17 protein-coding genes and 1 pseudogene are annotated in these 14,809 nt (G+C 35.5%); 15 read left to right on the top strand and 3 right to left on the bottom strand.

Annotated elements, in window-relative coordinates; translation table 11 throughout:
* Positions 1 to 85: 85 nt before the first annotated feature.
* The 3 genes and pseudogenes from F893_RS18025 to F893_RS16750 all read left to right on the top strand — a co-directional run.
* A pseudogene (locus F893_RS18025) lies at positions 86 to 151 on the top strand (single-stranded DNA-binding protein); the annotation flags it as partial.
* A gap of 658 nt (positions 152 to 809) precedes the next feature.
* Positions 810 to 1,421, top strand: coding sequence for a recombinase family protein (locus tag F893_RS16745; RefSeq protein WP_034436873.1), 612 nt, complete (start codon positions 810 to 812; stop codon positions 1,419 to 1,421).
* 333 nt (positions 1,422 to 1,754) lie between these two features.
* Positions 1,755 to 2,243, top strand: coding sequence for a GNAT family N-acetyltransferase (locus tag F893_RS16750; protein ID WP_005254437.1), 489 nt, complete (start codon positions 1,755 to 1,757; stop codon positions 2,241 to 2,243).
* Between the two features lie 67 nt (positions 2,244 to 2,310).
* On the opposite strand, the gene F893_RS16755 is transcribed toward F893_RS16750, so the two are convergent.
* Positions 2,311 to 3,636 (bottom strand): ISNCY family transposase, encoded by a 1,326-nt coding sequence (locus F893_RS16755; protein ID WP_081400852.1) that lies wholly within the window; start codon positions 3,634 to 3,636, stop codon positions 2,311 to 2,313.
* A 263-nt stretch (positions 3,637 to 3,899) separates the two neighbouring features.
* Between F893_RS16755 and F893_RS18360 the strand changes: the two genes are divergently transcribed.
* The 10 genes from F893_RS18360 to F893_RS16805 all read left to right on the top strand — a co-directional run bounded on the left by F893_RS18360 (position 3,900) and on the right by F893_RS16805 (position 9,375).
* Entirely contained in the window at positions 3,900 to 4,091 is a 192-nt protein-coding gene (locus F893_RS18360; RefSeq protein WP_005254442.1) for a hypothetical protein, read from the top strand.
* Positions 4,092 to 4,278: 187 nt separating this feature from the next.
* Positions 4,279 to 4,467: a YqaE/Pmp3 family membrane protein gene (locus F893_RS16765; protein WP_005254444.1), complete on the top strand. Its 189-nt coding sequence runs from the start codon at positions 4,279 to 4,281 to the stop codon at positions 4,465 to 4,467.
* 621 nt (positions 4,468 to 5,088) lie between these two features.
* The gene (locus F893_RS16770) at positions 5,089 to 5,304 is read left to right on the top strand and encodes a cold-shock protein (RefSeq protein ID WP_004641928.1); all 216 of its coding nucleotides are present in this window, start codon (positions 5,089 to 5,091) and stop codon (positions 5,302 to 5,304) included.
* 111 nt (positions 5,305 to 5,415) lie between these two features.
* The gene (locus F893_RS16775; RefSeq protein ID WP_004641927.1) at positions 5,416 to 5,643 is read left to right on the top strand and encodes a hypothetical protein; all 228 of its coding nucleotides are present in this window, start codon (positions 5,416 to 5,418) and stop codon (positions 5,641 to 5,643) included.
* 69 nt (positions 5,644 to 5,712) lie between these two features.
* Complete coding sequence (locus F893_RS16780; RefSeq protein WP_004641925.1) at positions 5,713 to 5,910, top strand: hypothetical protein; 198 nt, start codon at positions 5,713 to 5,715, stop codon at positions 5,908 to 5,910.
* Positions 5,911 to 6,024: 114 nt separating this feature from the next.
* Entirely contained in the window at positions 6,025 to 6,345 is a 321-nt protein-coding gene (locus F893_RS16785; RefSeq protein WP_005254446.1) for a type II toxin-antitoxin system RelE/ParE family toxin, read from the top strand.
* Complete coding sequence (gene nadS / locus F893_RS16790) at positions 6,338 to 6,610, top strand: NadS family protein (protein WP_005254448.1); 273 nt, start codon at positions 6,338 to 6,340, stop codon at positions 6,608 to 6,610. The genes F893_RS16785 and nadS overlap by 8 nt, the downstream gene beginning before the upstream one ends.
* A 596-nt stretch (positions 6,611 to 7,206) precedes the next feature.
* Positions 7,207 to 8,136: a hypothetical protein gene (locus F893_RS16795; protein WP_005254450.1), complete on the top strand. Its 930-nt coding sequence runs from the start codon at positions 7,207 to 7,209 to the stop codon at positions 8,134 to 8,136.
* Between the two features lie 15 nt (positions 8,137 to 8,151).
* Positions 8,152 to 8,583, top strand: a complete 432-nt coding sequence (locus tag F893_RS16800) for a hypothetical protein (protein ID WP_005254452.1) — start codon at positions 8,152 to 8,154, stop codon at positions 8,581 to 8,583.
* Positions 8,584 to 8,868: 285 nt separating this feature from the next.
* The gene (locus tag F893_RS16805) at positions 8,869 to 9,375 is read left to right on the top strand and encodes a hypothetical protein (protein ID WP_005254456.1); all 507 of its coding nucleotides are present in this window, start codon (positions 8,869 to 8,871) and stop codon (positions 9,373 to 9,375) included.
* A 556-nt stretch (positions 9,376 to 9,931) separates the two neighbouring features.
* On the opposite strand, the gene F893_RS16810 is transcribed toward F893_RS16805, so the two are convergent.
* Positions 9,932 to 10,222 (bottom strand): hypothetical protein, encoded by a 291-nt coding sequence (locus F893_RS16810; protein WP_005254458.1) that lies wholly within the window; start codon positions 10,220 to 10,222, stop codon positions 9,932 to 9,934.
* The gene (locus F893_RS16815; protein WP_005254460.1) at positions 10,222 to 10,863 is read right to left on the bottom strand and encodes an AAA family ATPase; all 642 of its coding nucleotides are present in this window, start codon (positions 10,861 to 10,863) and stop codon (positions 10,222 to 10,224) included. The genes F893_RS16810 and F893_RS16815 overlap by 1 nt, the downstream gene beginning before the upstream one ends.
* Before the next feature lie 327 nt (positions 10,864 to 11,190).
* On the opposite strand from F893_RS16815, the gene F893_RS16820 reads away from it, so the two are divergent.
* Together F893_RS16820 and F893_RS16825 are read left to right on the top strand one after the other, a co-directional pair.
* Complete coding sequence (locus F893_RS16820; RefSeq protein ID WP_005254462.1) at positions 11,191 to 12,159, top strand: replication initiation protein; 969 nt, start codon at positions 11,191 to 11,193, stop codon at positions 12,157 to 12,159.
* A gap of 677 nt (positions 12,160 to 12,836) precedes the next feature.
* Positions 12,837 to 13,643 carry a hypothetical protein gene (locus tag F893_RS16825; RefSeq protein WP_005254465.1) on the top strand — a complete coding sequence of 269 codons (807 nt, stop codon included), beginning with the start codon at positions 12,837 to 12,839 and terminating at the stop codon, positions 13,641 to 13,643.
* Positions 13,644 to 14,809: the final 1,166 nt, after the last annotated feature.

Consider the following 14,809-nt stretch of genomic DNA (forward strand, 5'->3'; position numbering starts at 1 on the left):
AACGCACTTGTTGGGTAAAGAGGTAGCCATTTAAGCATAACTCTTATAAAGTAAAATACAGAAATATATAGGAAGTAAACGGCAAATGCGTGGTGTAAATAAAGTTATTTTAGTGGGTACTTTGGGTAAAGATCCGGAAACCAAAACATTCGCAAGTAATATCTTTTGGGCTAATTTCTGAAATTGAAGGCTCTACCCATCTTCTCAACTTTGGACGGTGGAGGAAGATGGGTAGGTATTATCAACAATGCATTGGTATATGCTATGAAGAGAATCCAAATTGACTAATTAAAGTTAATCAATATTCATTAAACATCATCATGGACATGATATCAATGCCCCAACTCAAGAGGGCAATGTATGAATGTAGTTATATTCTACGCTCTGGAGTTGATTGGCTTAATTGCTAATCTTCTTCAGATTGCAGATTTTATTCTAAGATAAAGAAAGGATCCATCTGCTAGCTCAGATGGGTCCTTTCTTTATATATTTTCAACTATTGTCGTTCAGGAAACTTATTAAGACAGGCATCATATATTGTAGTCACTGCGGCTCTCTCCTGAGTACCGGGCATATGCTTCAAGATGCAATCATCAAAGGTTTTGGGTGGGGTGAACAAGCCGTAAAAGTTATAAGACTGGTTAATCCTACAATAACTTTTTTCATAAACTCCCTCCCAATTAAGTTTTGTACTATCAATTGACTATACCTGAATGATAAAAAGCCAAACAGCATTCAATATCTATCATTAGACTTACTTTGATAATCAAAGGATAGTATTATCATTGAACTAATAAAATTAAGTATAAATGATAGATATGAATACACGTATTTACCTTAGAGCATCGACCAAAGATCAAGACGCACAAAGAGCCTTGCAGATTCTGCAGGATCTAAACCAAGATTTGAATTTAGGTGAAATCATTGTGTACGTGGAAAACTATAGTGGTACGAAGCTAGATCGGCCTGAATTGAACAAATTACTGTCAGAAGCAAACCAAGGTGATACCTTCCTGGTTGAAAGTGTGGACCGTCTATCACGCCTAACCCAACGGGATTTTCAAGAACTCAAGCGCAGGATCCAAGAAAAGGGACTTCGCTTAATAGTGGCAGATCTTCCGACTACCTACCAAATGATTCAAACTAGTGACAGCATTACTACTTCAATCCTGGACCTCATCAATAATATGCTGATTGATCTCCTGGCAACTATGGCTCGGCTGGATAATGAGAAACGTATAGAACGTATTAAGCAAGGCCTAGAGCGTTCGGGTTACAAGGCAACAGGTAAGAAAGCCAATGAAGCTAAGCATAAACGGATAAAAGAACTGCTAGCGGCTGGCAATATGACTAAGGATGAGATTGCCAAAGCAGTGGATTGTGGGGTCGCAACTGTTTACCGAGTAGCCAAAAATACTTGAAAATTATTAAGAAAATGCTTTGATACAGTGATGCATCTTTAGAGGATGCTGTTTCATGTCTAGCATATTGGGAGCAGTCCAGTCCGAAGTGTATAAACAGAAGAAGAAGTGCGAGTTAAAAAGTATTTTATAAAAAATACTGTCCTTAACAAGTTGTATCAATTTAAAGAAATGATTGATTTCATCGAGAAATATGAGCGTTGGAATCTGAAAAAGCAGGCTAAAAAAGGGGGGGCACTTTTTTTTCTATATTAGGAATAACCATCAATTTTGTTGATTTTTTATTCTATTTAAATCAATAATATTTTAAATTCAATATATTATAGACTTAAAATGTTAGATGTTCTTGAAGAAAATGAATTTCCTAAAATTCAAAAAGATGAGCAATCAGAAATTTTAAATACTATTCAAAATTTTGGGGAAAGTATTCTTAAACGTTCTGAAGAATGGGCTTATATATCTAGCTTTCCTCAAGAAGATGGAACTACAAGTCTAAAAATTTGCTCATATTCAAGTGGATTAGGTATTGAGGATGATATCTATCTAAGATTTGGGAAGTATCACATTGGTGACCAATCAGAAAAACAGATTGTCGTTGCAAGAATTAGTTTTAAGAAAAGAAAAAGTGGCTATGGAACTGCATTATTAAAAACATTATGCGAAATTGGTGAAAGATATAATTATGTTTCTCTGCATATCGAAGAACCTAATCTTGACTGTAAAGCATTTATGAAAAAAATAGGTTTTAAAGAAGATAAATTTCTTCCTATTTTAAAATTAAAAGAGTCTATCGAAGAATATGAAAGTAGAAAACGAGTTTGAATGGGTTCTAACAAATCTTGTTATTCCTAAGTAGAAATGTCCTACCTTAAAACCAAATAGAAATGTCCTATACAGACATTTCCAAGTCAAGCACAGGATTCAGATTTCGTTCTTTGATTACTGTTTTCTGTGCACGTCTGCTTGGCATCTTTTGAGAACGATTGCGTTTATTTTGTTGTTCTAGTTCTTCATGCTGCTGTTGAATATGGGCTAATACAGAACCCAAACGTTTATTTTCAACAATCTCTCGCTGGTTGAGCTGACTTAATTTATCGAAGATGCTGTAATTGATTTTTCTTCCCTGATATTCAATCGCGACTGTACTATCCGGGTATTCCAGAAACTCAAGATACTTGCCAATCAATCTTTGGTTTTCTTCCGTGTTTTCCAGGAGATACACGCATTTATCATAAGTGATCGTCAGGCTATTCGTGACTCTGCGGGATTCACGCCAGGTAAAAATATCATCTAATTCTTCGGCTGTTTCAGTGACAGTCCGGTGTAGATCCTTGGGATTAAAGGCCATCTTGGCAAACTTCTGATTGAACTGCTCAATGAAGTAGGGTAGCCAGGCATTGGCTTCGGCAATCGAACTGATGCCTTCCAGACGCATTTCTTTGATCAGACGGTCCTGAAGCGTTCTATTGGCTCGTTCTACACGGCCTTTGGCCTGTGGTGAATTAGCGAAGATAATATCGATATTCAGGGTGCTGAGTACGCGCCCAAACTGGGTAATCTTGGTGTCTTTCTTACTGCTTTGATTCACCCTGAAGACTGAATGTTTATCGCTGTAGAAGGCTAAAGGCTTACCATGCTGCTCAACATACAAACGTGTTGAAATCATATAGTCAAAGGTTGATTCCGACTCACAGAAGCGTAAATGCTGTAATTTGCCTGTGGCATCATCGATAAATACCAGTAGACAGCATTTAGGGGCTCGACCTTCAAACCAGTCATGGTGTGAGCCATCGATTTGGATCAGTTCACCATAACAGTCCCGGTTATAACGAGGCTGATACGGGCGTTTCAGACGCTTGGCGCGAGGAATCCATAAATCGGCTGCAATCATCCAGGAACGCAGTGTTTCCACTGAAATATCAAAACCATGAACCGTGGTGAGCTTTTCATGCGCTAAAGTGGGTCCGAAACCATGCAGTTGATCAGAAACAATATTGAGGCACTTGAGTCTGAGCTCTTCAGAAAGCCTGGAATTGCTGATTTGACCACGACCGGCATGGGCTAATGCAGCTGGGCCTTGAGCTTTGTATTTTTGCAATAAACGCCTGATCTGACGATCTGAAATATGAAGTAGCTGAGCAGCTTGGGACTGGGTTATGCGTTGATCACAGATTTCCTGCAAGACCGACAATCGTTTAAGTTCTTTATCCGACATAGACACCAACATATCAAACCGTCCGCTAAGGAAATTGCAAAAGTGCATATTCTAAAAGCGGACATTTTTACTTTGGAGAAACCGGACATTTCTACTTTGGGCTTACAAATCTACTTCGTATAAGAGTTTTTATGTTAAATGTTCTTTAGATTGGAGCCGTTTATGATGTTCAATAAAAGATGTCTATAAAATCGGTGGCTATTCAGATATAGCTACTAGCATGCACTTCTAATAAGCTATTTTCAGTTATTCTAGGAATTGCGATGAACACTCATATTGCCACTACGACAAATACAATTATGTTTCCGAAGGCCTATACTCTTTGTCTATCAAGAAAAAATGTACAGCTTTTTGCAGGAGTGTTGGTATGCGATCAGTGCCAGGAAAACATCAGGCTCACGAATCCAAGTATTTTTCCGGCCAATGATGAAACTGAACAAAAAGCTCAGGACTGATTTTGACTGTATAATTTTTAGTTTGCATTTAGTGATGCCAAATAACGATAATTTATGAATAAAGTCAAAGTGCACGGTCAATTACAGAAATAAGTAAATCTTGAATAGACGGATACGCCTATAGGTTGTTTACTTCTGCCTCTTATTAGTTGTTAAGGCTTTTGAAACTTCTTAAGAGGAAATTAATATGAAATTTCTGATAGCGTTGCTCTTTCCTTGGTTGCCTTTCTTTATAATAGGTCGACCTTTTGCAGCAATGATATGTTTGTTTCTTCAAGTTACCCTTTTAGGCTGGCTCCCAGCTGCGATCTGGGCTGTGCATGCTTTATTGCAAGATCATGCAGACCAAGAAGCGAAAGCAGCTTTATATCACTAAGTTTAATTTAACTCTCTCCTAAGCATTCTTGAAATTGCTACTGTCAAAGCTCATTGAATAATGAGCTTTGCTTATTTGGTATAAGAAATTTTATGTTAAACAAAGACAATTATTATTTCTTCAAAAGTTAAAAAACCGCCTAACAGGCGGTTTTTCTTATTAAATATGACTATTCGGCCATATTGAAAGCGGTAAAATTTGGCGGTTTATATATGATTTGCGTATGGGAAAAAATCATCATTCCCAAAATTAAAAACATCAATATTGTTATTACAGAACTATATAATCGCATTCATTACTTATCAATCTTACTAGACCAACATCTTAACGTTATATTGTTACATTTATAATAAAAATATGATTTTATTTTATTTTTTTTGATTAATTTTGTTTTTTATAAATTTAATGAATATGTATATGAGAAAACTTGATTTTTATTATTTTTAGTGTATAGTTGACTTAACTAGAAAAAAGTCTTGTTCCGGTAAATCTTCTTTAAGTATCGCAGTTTTAGTCATAATCCTTCGTTTTTTCAGATTTTAAGTCGCTTCTTCATTATTTTCAAAGTTATACCCAGTCAATAAAATGACTTAAAATTATTAAAAATTAGTAGGATATATTATGTCAAACTCAAATGTTGTTAAAGGTACTGTAAAGTGGTTCAACGAAACTAAAGGTTTTGGTTTCATTCAACAAGAATCAGGTCCAGACGTTTTTGCTCATTTTAGCGAAATCGCAAGTTCAGGTTTCAAAACCTTAATGGAAGGCCAAATGGTTGAATTCAGCGTAGCCCAAGGTCAAAAAGGACCGAATGCTGTAAATATTATTGCTATCTAAGCAGTAATAAGCAGTAATAAAAAGCACTCATGAGTGCTTTTTTTATAATTTAAAATTAAATTTTAAAGTTATTTCCAAAATTGGAAAATTTTCAGAAAAACAGGATTCAAGTTGTTAAAAATAAATTATTTAATTGCAAAAGCTAAAAATGGTACTGAAATTATTGTTTCATTAACTCCTCTTAATAAAATGCAAAGTACACGTCAGGGGTTAAAAACAATTGAAGTGGGTAAAAGAGTTCTTCTCTCATCTGGGATGGAGGTCGATTTAAATTTAGATGGCCGTACATTTTATACTTCTTTAAATCAGCTATTTAAATTAAGTCATAAAGTTGCTTAGAGCCAACATCAACAAGCATTAAAAATTTGGGTAGATTTCTACCACTATAATTTTATTAAGGGAATATATATGATTAAACAGAATCTCAGCGTAAAAGACCAGTTTGGGGTTAAACACGCTATTCAAGCAACAGTAGATCATCAGTTTGCCGATACGCAATCTCACTCGAATATAAAACATATCACTGTTGATGGAGAAGATATTCGACCTAGTTTCGAAATGTTTTTCCAAAGTACTTTAAGTGGAAAAATTTTTAAAATTTTATAAATACTATTGTTAAAACTAATACGATATTGATTGTGCGAAACGAGAGCTCAAAGCTCTCGTTTTTTTATGTAAAAACTGCTAAAATCCTTATACGCCATTGACGTACTTTAATCTATGCTATTCATTGAAACCAGTATTTTTACCAAGCAAATCAAAGAGCTTGTAAGTGATGAAGAGTATCGTCAGCTCCAGCAAGATCTCTTGGTGCAGCCTGATAAAGGTGACTTAATCAAGAATGGCGGTGGCATTCGTAAAGTACGCTGTGCTCAAGGTAATAGAGGAAAAAGTGGCGGTATCCGTGTGATCTACTATTGGGTCACAGAAGATGATCAGATCTTTTTCCTGGTGGCTTATCCAAAGTCTGTGAAAGATAATCTGACAGACAAAGAAACCTTGATCCTGCGTCAATTAGTGAAGGAGCAATTTCATGGATAACAACTTATTTGATGACCTAGTTGCTTCGATTAAAGAAGCTGGTGCTATCAAACGCAATGAGATGAAAGCAAGCCGAGTGACTGAGCTTGAATTACCAGATATTAAAGAAGTACGTGAGAAAACAGGCTTAACCCAGGCAGAATTCGCTGCACGTTTGCAGATCAGCGCGAGAACGCTCCAAAATTGGGAACAAGGCCGTCGCTATCCGACTGGTCCTGCAGCGACTTTAATTCGTATTCTTGATGCTCACCCGACTCTAATTTAAAAAATTTAGAAAATAAAAAACCCCGGCATCCTGCCGGGGTTTTTCGTATTGGTTCGCTCGGTATAACTCCTGTCGTACCTTACAGTCCTTGTGCTTATCTCTTGTTATTCTTGTATGGAACTTCCTGTTCCCGATGAGTTCATCATAGGAAAATTCCACTGTCCCAGGTAGCCGCAAAGGGCCGAGATTTATGTACGCCAGAGCGTACAAAATAGCCTAAATTTTATCCACAGCAATTGGGGATAGTTTCGCAACCTGGATCCGTATGAAATGGGCACTGATTGCCAAATTGATCGTTTTTTAACCGAATTTACTGGCAAAATGTTACAGATTTGCTTAAAAACTCACCAACTTATTACAAAAGCCAATTTTTGTGTATTTTGTGATCAGGGTGTAATTTTCAAGTTATTGATATTTCAATTAATATACAAGTGTACTTCGTATAAGCACCATTATGTTAAATGGGGGGGAATTCACTGGAACAATTAAATATTTTTTAGTGCGTTTTAAGCGACATTTTAAGTCGTTAATGGGATGTTAAAAACAAAAAATTCATATAATATTCAATACAAATATATACTTGATAAGAGAAAAATATGCCATTACCAATCGTTTTGTGGGGAGCTGCTGCAGCTTTAGGAGCAACAGGTGTTTTTAAAGGTGCTAAGGCTGTAGGTAATATGAAAGAGGCTAAAGCAATTGGAGAAAATGCACAGTCTATTTATGATGAAGCCCTTGAACATTTAGAACATCAAAAGAAAGAAACTAATACCAAATTAGAAGAACTAGGTCGGCTTAAGCTAAGTATATTCACACATCAAATTAAACATACTATTGATGTGATAAAAAAGTCTAAAAATGCGGGTGGTAAGTTAGAAAATTTTGAATCCTCTATTTCTATTGAAGAAATTAAGGCAATGGAAGCCATGGTTCTTAACTCCTTAAAATTAGAAGCGGGCTTACTGTCTGGAACAGCTGGAGGAGCACTAGCTGGTTTTGGTGCATATAGTAGTGTTGGGTTATTAGCTTCAGCGTCCACAGGAACCGCAATTTCAAGCCTTTCAGGAGTAGCTGCGACTAATGCAACACTAGCTTGGCTGGGCGGTGGTTCTATTGCAAGTGGTGGCTTTGGAATGGCTGGAGGAATGATAGCCCTTGGTGGGATTGTGGCTGGTCCTGCTTTGGCTATTGGCGGTTTTATGCTTGCCAGTAAGGCTGAAGAAGCATTAACAAAAGCTGTGAAATATGCAGCTCAGGTTGATAAAGCAGTTTCAGAAATAAATATGATTGAAACTGTTTTAGATGGTATTCAGAAAAATGCTGATGAAGTTATTTATACCTTAAATCAATTGGTTCATAGATTTGAATCTATGAAAGTTGATGATGATTCAAATCCACAAGCGTTCAAACAAATGATTGCAAATACTAAAATCCTAAAAGATTTGTTGGATTGCAAAATCATAGATGATGAAGGATCCCCTATTAAAAATATTAAGCATACCTGCCAAGGGTTTTTAACAATTTAAGAAAGGGTTCATATCATGGCTAAGCAAGAGCTTATGAAAGCTACTAAAACGCTAAAAAATGTCACTGTTATTCCAAAACCATCACCAGACATGGCTTTTCAGGCATTTAGAATGCTTGCGGATGCGCATCATGAATATAGAATGACTGTGCAGGCTGAAACAACAAAACGTGAGGCAATACATGCTTGGCGAGATGTTAATGTTGGAAAAATTGAACAGCAAACAGAGTTTTTAAAAGCTTATTTAGCTGAAACTTTTAAAGAAAGACGCCATTCAATTGATGAAATGTTTGACCGTTTAGATAAAGGTATTGAAGCTGGAAATATGGATTTAGTTAATGTAGCAATGGAAAGTATTACTACTATTGTTAAGTCTTCCCCTTTAAAAGAAGCTGAAAAGATAATTCAAGCACTAAATGATCCAAATATAGAAAAAATTGAGTTTTAAATGCAGACACCCTTTCCTTGTACTCAATGTGGCTGTTGTTGCAAGCAGGTATTTAGATCTGAATTAACAGCTTATTTAGATAAAGGTGATGGAAGTTGTAAGTATTTATCTAGTGATAATAAATGCTCAATTTATGACGATCGACCTGATATTTGTCGGGTTGATCTTCAATACAAGTTATTTTTTTCAACAAAAATTACTTGGAATAAATTCGTCAAAATTAATATAGATGCTTGTAATTTTTTACAAGAGAACCTTAATTCTTAAGTTAAAGGAAATTTTAGAATGTCTTTCTTATCTGGAAATAATTTATTCAATAGTGTGTTTAATCACAATAGAGTTTTAGATGCTCCAACCTTATTTTCTACAGATATTGAAATTAAAAAAGTGCAAGAAAATGCTGAGGAAATTAAAATTTATGAATCCCTTAAGAATATAATAAACAAAGGAGATACAGAAAAAAATGAAGCTGGAGAGGCTGAATGGGAGTCATGTAAAATTCATTATCATCCAATATTACTACGTATGCCAGATGAAAAAGATAATTTTATAATTGGTCAAATTATAATGCCTGATGGAGCGGTATTATATGAAGCATCTATGAGACTAATAGAGGAATCTGGGGTAATAAAAAAATATAGATCTACACAACAGTTTCGTTTTGGTAAATGGGTAGATCGTTTTCTTAGCTATTCAAAAGAACTAACACAGCAACATTTATTAGAAGTTGAAACTAGAAATAGAGAAATGCAAGAACAAAAACGCAAACCTTTTTCTGAGATAGACTTTTAAAGTTTGTTTAAAATTAACATAATACACGTTATACGAAATCAATAAATTTTATCATTATGTTTCAATGATATACTGAGATATTACAAGCCTACATTCCCCAGTGTAGGCTTTTTTATAGTTTTTCATGTTCCACCCTTACTATTTGAACAATGTTCCACGGTTTTCATTAGCTCAGCTAAACCTGAATCATTCCTAAAATCTCTTTTTTTGGTGTTCTTACCAAGAGCTCCCTAAAATTTCCTAAAGTTGCCTAAATCAGCTGTTGAATTACCCTAAAACAGGTCTAAATTGCGTAAAATTGCAGAGTTATGGATGGCAAGATGTGTATTGTAGGCGTACAAAATTTTATTTCTTTTCCTCCAATAATTTACCTTATTCACCAGGTGGCTTAACGGTAAATCTTGCTCTAAGAGATCCCCTGTCGCTACCGCGATTTTTTAATATCAAAAATACAAAATAGATTGTTAAGTACAGAATATGATGTGCCTATCTAGTAGAAAAACAGCCTAAGCAAGTTAGTCTAGGCTGTCTCTTATTGTTAAATAACTTACATAAGTTATTTAACTTCTTGTAGGACTACCTGCTGTAGTTCTTCTGAGGAAAGTTTCTGTAATTGATGTATAGCGGCTTTTAGAATAATAGAACGATTCGCTTTAGCCACTCGACAACTAACAAGGAGTTGGTCAATTTCTTGGTTAACATCTTCGGTTAGAGAAAATGTATACCTCTTATAATTCTGTTGACTAGGCTCTATCTTTTTAACTCGCTTAGAGGCTCCTTGAATGAAGTTATCAATTTGATCTTGATTTGAATCAGATTCAGATTTTTTTAAGCCTTTTAATGACATTAGAGCTCTCCTAGAAATTCTTTCGCAATGAGCTCAATTTCTTGTTTGGCTTTCTCATCAGATGACATTTCGAAGACAGATAGTCCATTTTCATCTGCATCATCATAGATATTTCTATTGCATGTAAAATTATTAAGAGGAACTAAGTCAAAGGATTCACAAGCTTCTTTTGCATCCAAAATTCTTTGAACCTGGCTAGGTAATGTTGGACATTGTGTAATAACAGCTCTTGTATAGAGTTCAGGATTTACTGCTTTTGCTAAGCGAATAAGTTTCTCAACGTGTACGAGAGTTTTTAGGTCTCTTCTTTTTGGGCGGAATGGTAGAAGCATGTGTGTAGCTATTGTCATAGCAGAACGTAAAGCCTCTGAATCCTGTCCTCCAGCGTCAATAATAATATCCTGATAACGTTTAGAGAGATCTAGCAAGATTTGTCTGATATTTCCAGCTGCTTGCACTGACGGGATATTTTGAACATTCTCATTTTCATCCCGCTCTTTAATCCAGTCACTTGTGGTTCCCTGGGGATCAGCATCAAGTAATAAAATATCGCGATTTTTAGCCTGTAAATACACAGCTAAATTCTGAGCCAAGCAACTTTTACCAGACCCCCCCTTTTCACCACCAACTAAAATAATCATATTAATTTATTTAACTTACGTAACTTATTTAATAAATTATTATATGGAGTTTTCAAACAAGATCAATAACTTAAAAAAAGAACCAGTTAAATAACTTAAATAACTTATGTAAGTTATTTAATTTCTTCTTATTTTATATGTTTTTATTGATTGAATTGTTTATTAAATGGGTTATATTCTTGCAATAAGAAAGCCCCGATGATGTTCAAACTTGGCGGAATGTCATCAATCGAGGCTTATATCTTTAAACAACAAAAAGGAGATGAATCCGTCTTGTGTCTGTAGACTATTTTACAGGGAAGGGCGGTTTACTCAAGTAGTAAACGCATGGAATACACAAAAAGTCACTCAGCGCTAAAGAAGTTTAAAAATGAAATGGCTTTACAACAGCAGCTTGATTTATTTAATGGACTGCCACATAAGCCGTACTGTATGGATGGGAAACCAGGTTATATGCTCATCCGGACAAAATCTATTGCAGTCAAAAAACCATATATTCAAATAAACCCTCCTCTGATGACTGTTTACTTTATCTTTGATGACGACAAAGATGATGCTGCTTTATCTTGGTTTGACGCAGGCCTACCAAAACCTTTCTGGACCACTCAAAACCCCGATAATGGCCACAGTCATCACTGCTATAAGCTTGAAATTCCTCTCTGTACAAGCGAGTTTGCAAGCATCAAAGCTATTAAGTATGCTCAAGCAGTTTACTATGCTTATGCGTTGAAAATGGGCGCAGATCACAGCTATTCACATATGATCACCAAGAATCCATTACATCCTCAATGGCGCACGACATTCTGGACCGATCGAGCATATTCATTAGACTATCTAGCAGATTTTATAGAGTTACCGAAACAGATTCCTAAGAAGCAGGAAATTGTAGGCTTAGGACGCAATGTAACTATGTTCGAGAAAGGCCGATATTGGGCCTATAAAGCAATTAGAGACTACATGCATCATGACTCTAGTTATGAGTGGGAAAGAGCTGTAATAGCAAAAATAGAAGCGATTAATAACGGTTTTGAGCAACCTTTAGCTTATAGCGAAGTTAAAGCTACAGCTAAGAGCATTGCAAAGTGGGTTTGGCAGCGCTTTAGCTATGGCGATTTCAGCGAGATTCAAGCTAAGCGAGGTGCTAAGGGAGGTAAAGCTAAAGGTCATGCATATGCAAGCAAGCGTGAAAAAGCAATCTATTTAAAAGACCAAGGTTTAAATAATACTCAAATTGCAAAGCAACTTGAGGTTGATCGTAAAACTGTCGGAAGATGGTTTAATGGGGTGGGACAATAGCCTTATCAGATAACAGCCCTTCTTAGTCGGATCTTTGTTTTACGCTAGAAGGTAATTATGAAAAATATTTATTCGATATGAGATGTATCAGTTTACTTAGGAAAAAATCTAACACGTAAAGGAATAGTTATAGACTTGTTTATTCTCTGATTGATGGAAATCTTTTTCATTCACTATGTTCGGCCTAGAAGCATCTGCTGAATCGTTTGAACCCATACGGGATGCTCTGCAAGAAAAGTTTAATAAGTAGGAAGTTTGTAATCAGGGAAAGATAAAATCTTAAAATCACCCGAAAACGATTCTAATCGATTTACAGCTCTTTTAAGAAAATTAGTTGAATACCCCCTAGGATAATCAAAAAAAATTGATTCTAGAGCAAATGGTGAGGAAATATGAGCACTAATAAATATCCTCGACAGTATTCAGAATGAAAGGAATTAAATAAAACCAATTCCATACTAGATTTTTGATAATTCTCTACACTAAAAATAGTAATTCTAATCAAAAACATGATTTAACGATTTAACAGATACTTTTCTATTACTTTCATCTCTGTATCCCTTTAAATTATAAGGTTCCAGAGAATTTAGAAAACTTTTAATTTGGCGTAACATTTTCTGTAGCTTTAAATTGCTCTCATCTCTCCTTTGTACTCTGAAACTAGGTCGCCAAAATTTATGCGCTGTGATGCTATTCCGAAAGGTTTGGAATTTTTCCGTGGTTACTTAATTTTAAATCGTGAAATGGATCGTCGTAACCTCATTGAAACCATCCGAATTTTAGAGTGGTGTTCTCAAAACATGGCGACTCCCATAATGTTGCATTATGTTCTTGAGATTGAAGACGAAGATCTCTTTGATACAAATAGATTTGTTCAACGGTTCAAGGAAAAGCTTTATTCATTTTTTCGTGAACGGAATCGGATACGTAATAAGGAAGGTAAACGCAAACGTAAATTACCTGATTTACAGCTCATCTATAGCGTAGAAATGAAAAATAGACTGCTCTTCAAAAGCAGTGATGTCTTTGTTCCCTATTTGCATTTACATCTCATGGTTGTAATTGATACAGATCATAACCGCTATCATTTTGATGAAATCAATATTCAGATTACTAGGGCTTTATCTAGAATAAATGGCTTGGAATCATTATGGTTTAACCCGACTACCTTCACGTTTCTAAAAGAAGCAAGATCAATGCGTTATGGCTTCTTAAAAATGAGAAATAGTAAAACCTCAATTAAGGCTACTAGTAATTTTAATGAGTTGAAATGGCATGACCTAAAAACAGAATTGGAGGATGCGATTTGTAGAGCTTCTTATCTATGTAAGCTGGATCAAAAAATTGATTTGCCCGAAAAATTTAATAGAGGAAACTCCTTCGGCCATACAAGACCACCACGATCTAAAAGGTTAGATCCAGTGAATGAAACGAAACAGAACGAAACAGAACGAAACGCAAAACGAAACGGCTTAAAACTCTGAAAGTTTTGAAATTCAATATTATACGGAGGGCCTGAAATCCAATTTTGACCCATTACGCGCGCGTATATAAAAAATAGGAACAAAATTAAGAAGTAGTTCTTCCCTATAAAAAGCTAAAAATATTAAAGCGGAAAAGAATCATAAGGGGGTACGCAAAAATGCGGAGGGGGATGCTATATCAAATAAAGCCCACAGCCCTGTAGAAGAAACTTCTTGAGATTCCTAGTATTAAAAAAAGGGAGCAAAACGGAACGAAACGCAAAACGAAACGGACATTTAATTATAAGACATTGATTTAAAATTTTATTTTGATGAAACGAAACGGGCATTACACCCATTACGCGCGCACGTGTTCAACTTATGAAACAAGTTTGAAGAATAGACACTTTATGAGTAGGGATGTAAATAAACACGGTAAGAAATATAGGGGGTATACGCAAAAATGCAGAGGGGGTATACGCAAAAATGCAAGTAGGTAAACAAGTAAATTTAAGAAATACAACTAAATACGATTTTTATCCTAGGAAAATATATAAGGCTTTCTACATAAAGACATAATAATGCGCATTCTCTAAATAAGCCTAGATACTAGGATGTCTAGTCCAGGCTGTATTTGATGATAAATGGGCATACCCATCTGAAATCACACAACAAAAAAGAACACCTCAAGGTCCACACTTAGGCCTCACATGAAAAGAGAAGTTCTTATGAAACAACATTCAAACGCATTTCAGCAATTTTACTGGTAGTTGTATGGCTTCCAATCCAGGACATTAAGCCACTTATTCAAACAGGTGACACTCACATTCACCAAATCCTCGTGTTTGGTTCCAATAACACGATCCTACGTAAATGAATGTGCGGGACTATCAATCCAATCTGATTTGATACAAGGAGAGAGATTAAATAAGTTTACCTGTGACACCTTTCTAAAGAGTGTCTACAAAATCGGTGGCTATTCAGTAGGGTTGGTTTTTTTGAATTAGGTAATTAAAAATGTACTTAATTGGCTGAATTATTAATTGTAATGGTCGATAAACAGCAGATTGATGATGCTTCGCGACAACAATAAACGCACTTGTTGGGTAAAGAGGTAGCCATTTAAGCATAACTCTTATAAAGTAAAATACAGAAATATATAGGAAGTAAACGGCAAATGCGTGGTG

Origin of the sequence: Acinetobacter sp. CIP 102136 (genome assembly GCF_000369685.1) — a bacterium.
GTDB lineage: Bacteria > Pseudomonadota > Gammaproteobacteria > Pseudomonadales > Moraxellaceae > Acinetobacter > Acinetobacter fasciculus.

Excerpts from the sequence above, each read along its gene's own strand:
- F893_RS16810 (WP_005254458.1), bottom strand. The coding sequence starts at position 10,222 with ATGTCATTAAAAGGCTTAAAAAAATCTGAATCTGATTCAAATCAAGAT.
- F893_RS16820 (WP_005254462.1), top strand. The coding sequence starts at position 11,191 with ATGGAATACACAAAAAGTCACTCAGCGCTAAAGAAGTTTAAAAATGAA.
- F893_RS16800 (WP_005254452.1), top strand. The coding sequence starts at position 8,152 with ATGGCTAAGCAAGAGCTTATGAAAGCTACTAAAACGCTAAAAAATGTC.
- nadS (WP_005254448.1), top strand. The coding sequence starts at position 6,338 with ATGGATAACAACTTATTTGATGACCTAGTTGCTTCGATTAAAGAAGCT.
- F893_RS16780 (WP_004641925.1), top strand. The coding sequence starts at position 5,713 with ATGATTAAACAGAATCTCAGCGTAAAAGACCAGTTTGGGGTTAAACAC.
- F893_RS18360 (WP_005254442.1), top strand. The coding sequence starts at position 3,900 with ATGAACACTCATATTGCCACTACGACAAATACAATTATGTTTCCGAAG.
- F893_RS16745 (WP_034436873.1), top strand. The coding sequence starts at position 810 with ATGATAGATATGAATACACGTATTTACCTTAGAGCATCGACCAAAGAT.
- F893_RS16795 (WP_005254450.1), top strand. The coding sequence starts at position 7,207 with ATGCCATTACCAATCGTTTTGTGGGGAGCTGCTGCAGCTTTAGGAGCA.
- F893_RS16765 (WP_005254444.1), top strand. The coding sequence starts at position 4,279 with ATGAAATTTCTGATAGCGTTGCTCTTTCCTTGGTTGCCTTTCTTTATA.
- F893_RS16805 (WP_005254456.1), top strand. The coding sequence starts at position 8,869 with ATGTCTTTCTTATCTGGAAATAATTTATTCAATAGTGTGTTTAATCAC.
- F893_RS16815 (WP_005254460.1), bottom strand. The coding sequence starts at position 10,863 with ATGATTATTTTAGTTGGTGGTGAAAAGGGGGGGTCTGGTAAAAGTTGC.
- F893_RS16785 (WP_005254446.1), top strand. The coding sequence starts at position 6,025 with ATGCTATTCATTGAAACCAGTATTTTTACCAAGCAAATCAAAGAGCTT.
- F893_RS16770 (WP_004641928.1), top strand. The coding sequence starts at position 5,089 with ATGTCAAACTCAAATGTTGTTAAAGGTACTGTAAAGTGGTTCAACGAA.
- F893_RS16750 (WP_005254437.1), top strand. The coding sequence starts at position 1,755 with ATGTTAGATGTTCTTGAAGAAAATGAATTTCCTAAAATTCAAAAAGAT.
- F893_RS16755 (WP_081400852.1), bottom strand. The coding sequence starts at position 3,636 with ATGTCGGATAAAGAACTTAAACGATTGTCGGTCTTGCAGGAAATCTGT.
- F893_RS16825 (WP_005254465.1), top strand. The coding sequence starts at position 12,837 with ATGCGCTGTGATGCTATTCCGAAAGGTTTGGAATTTTTCCGTGGTTAC.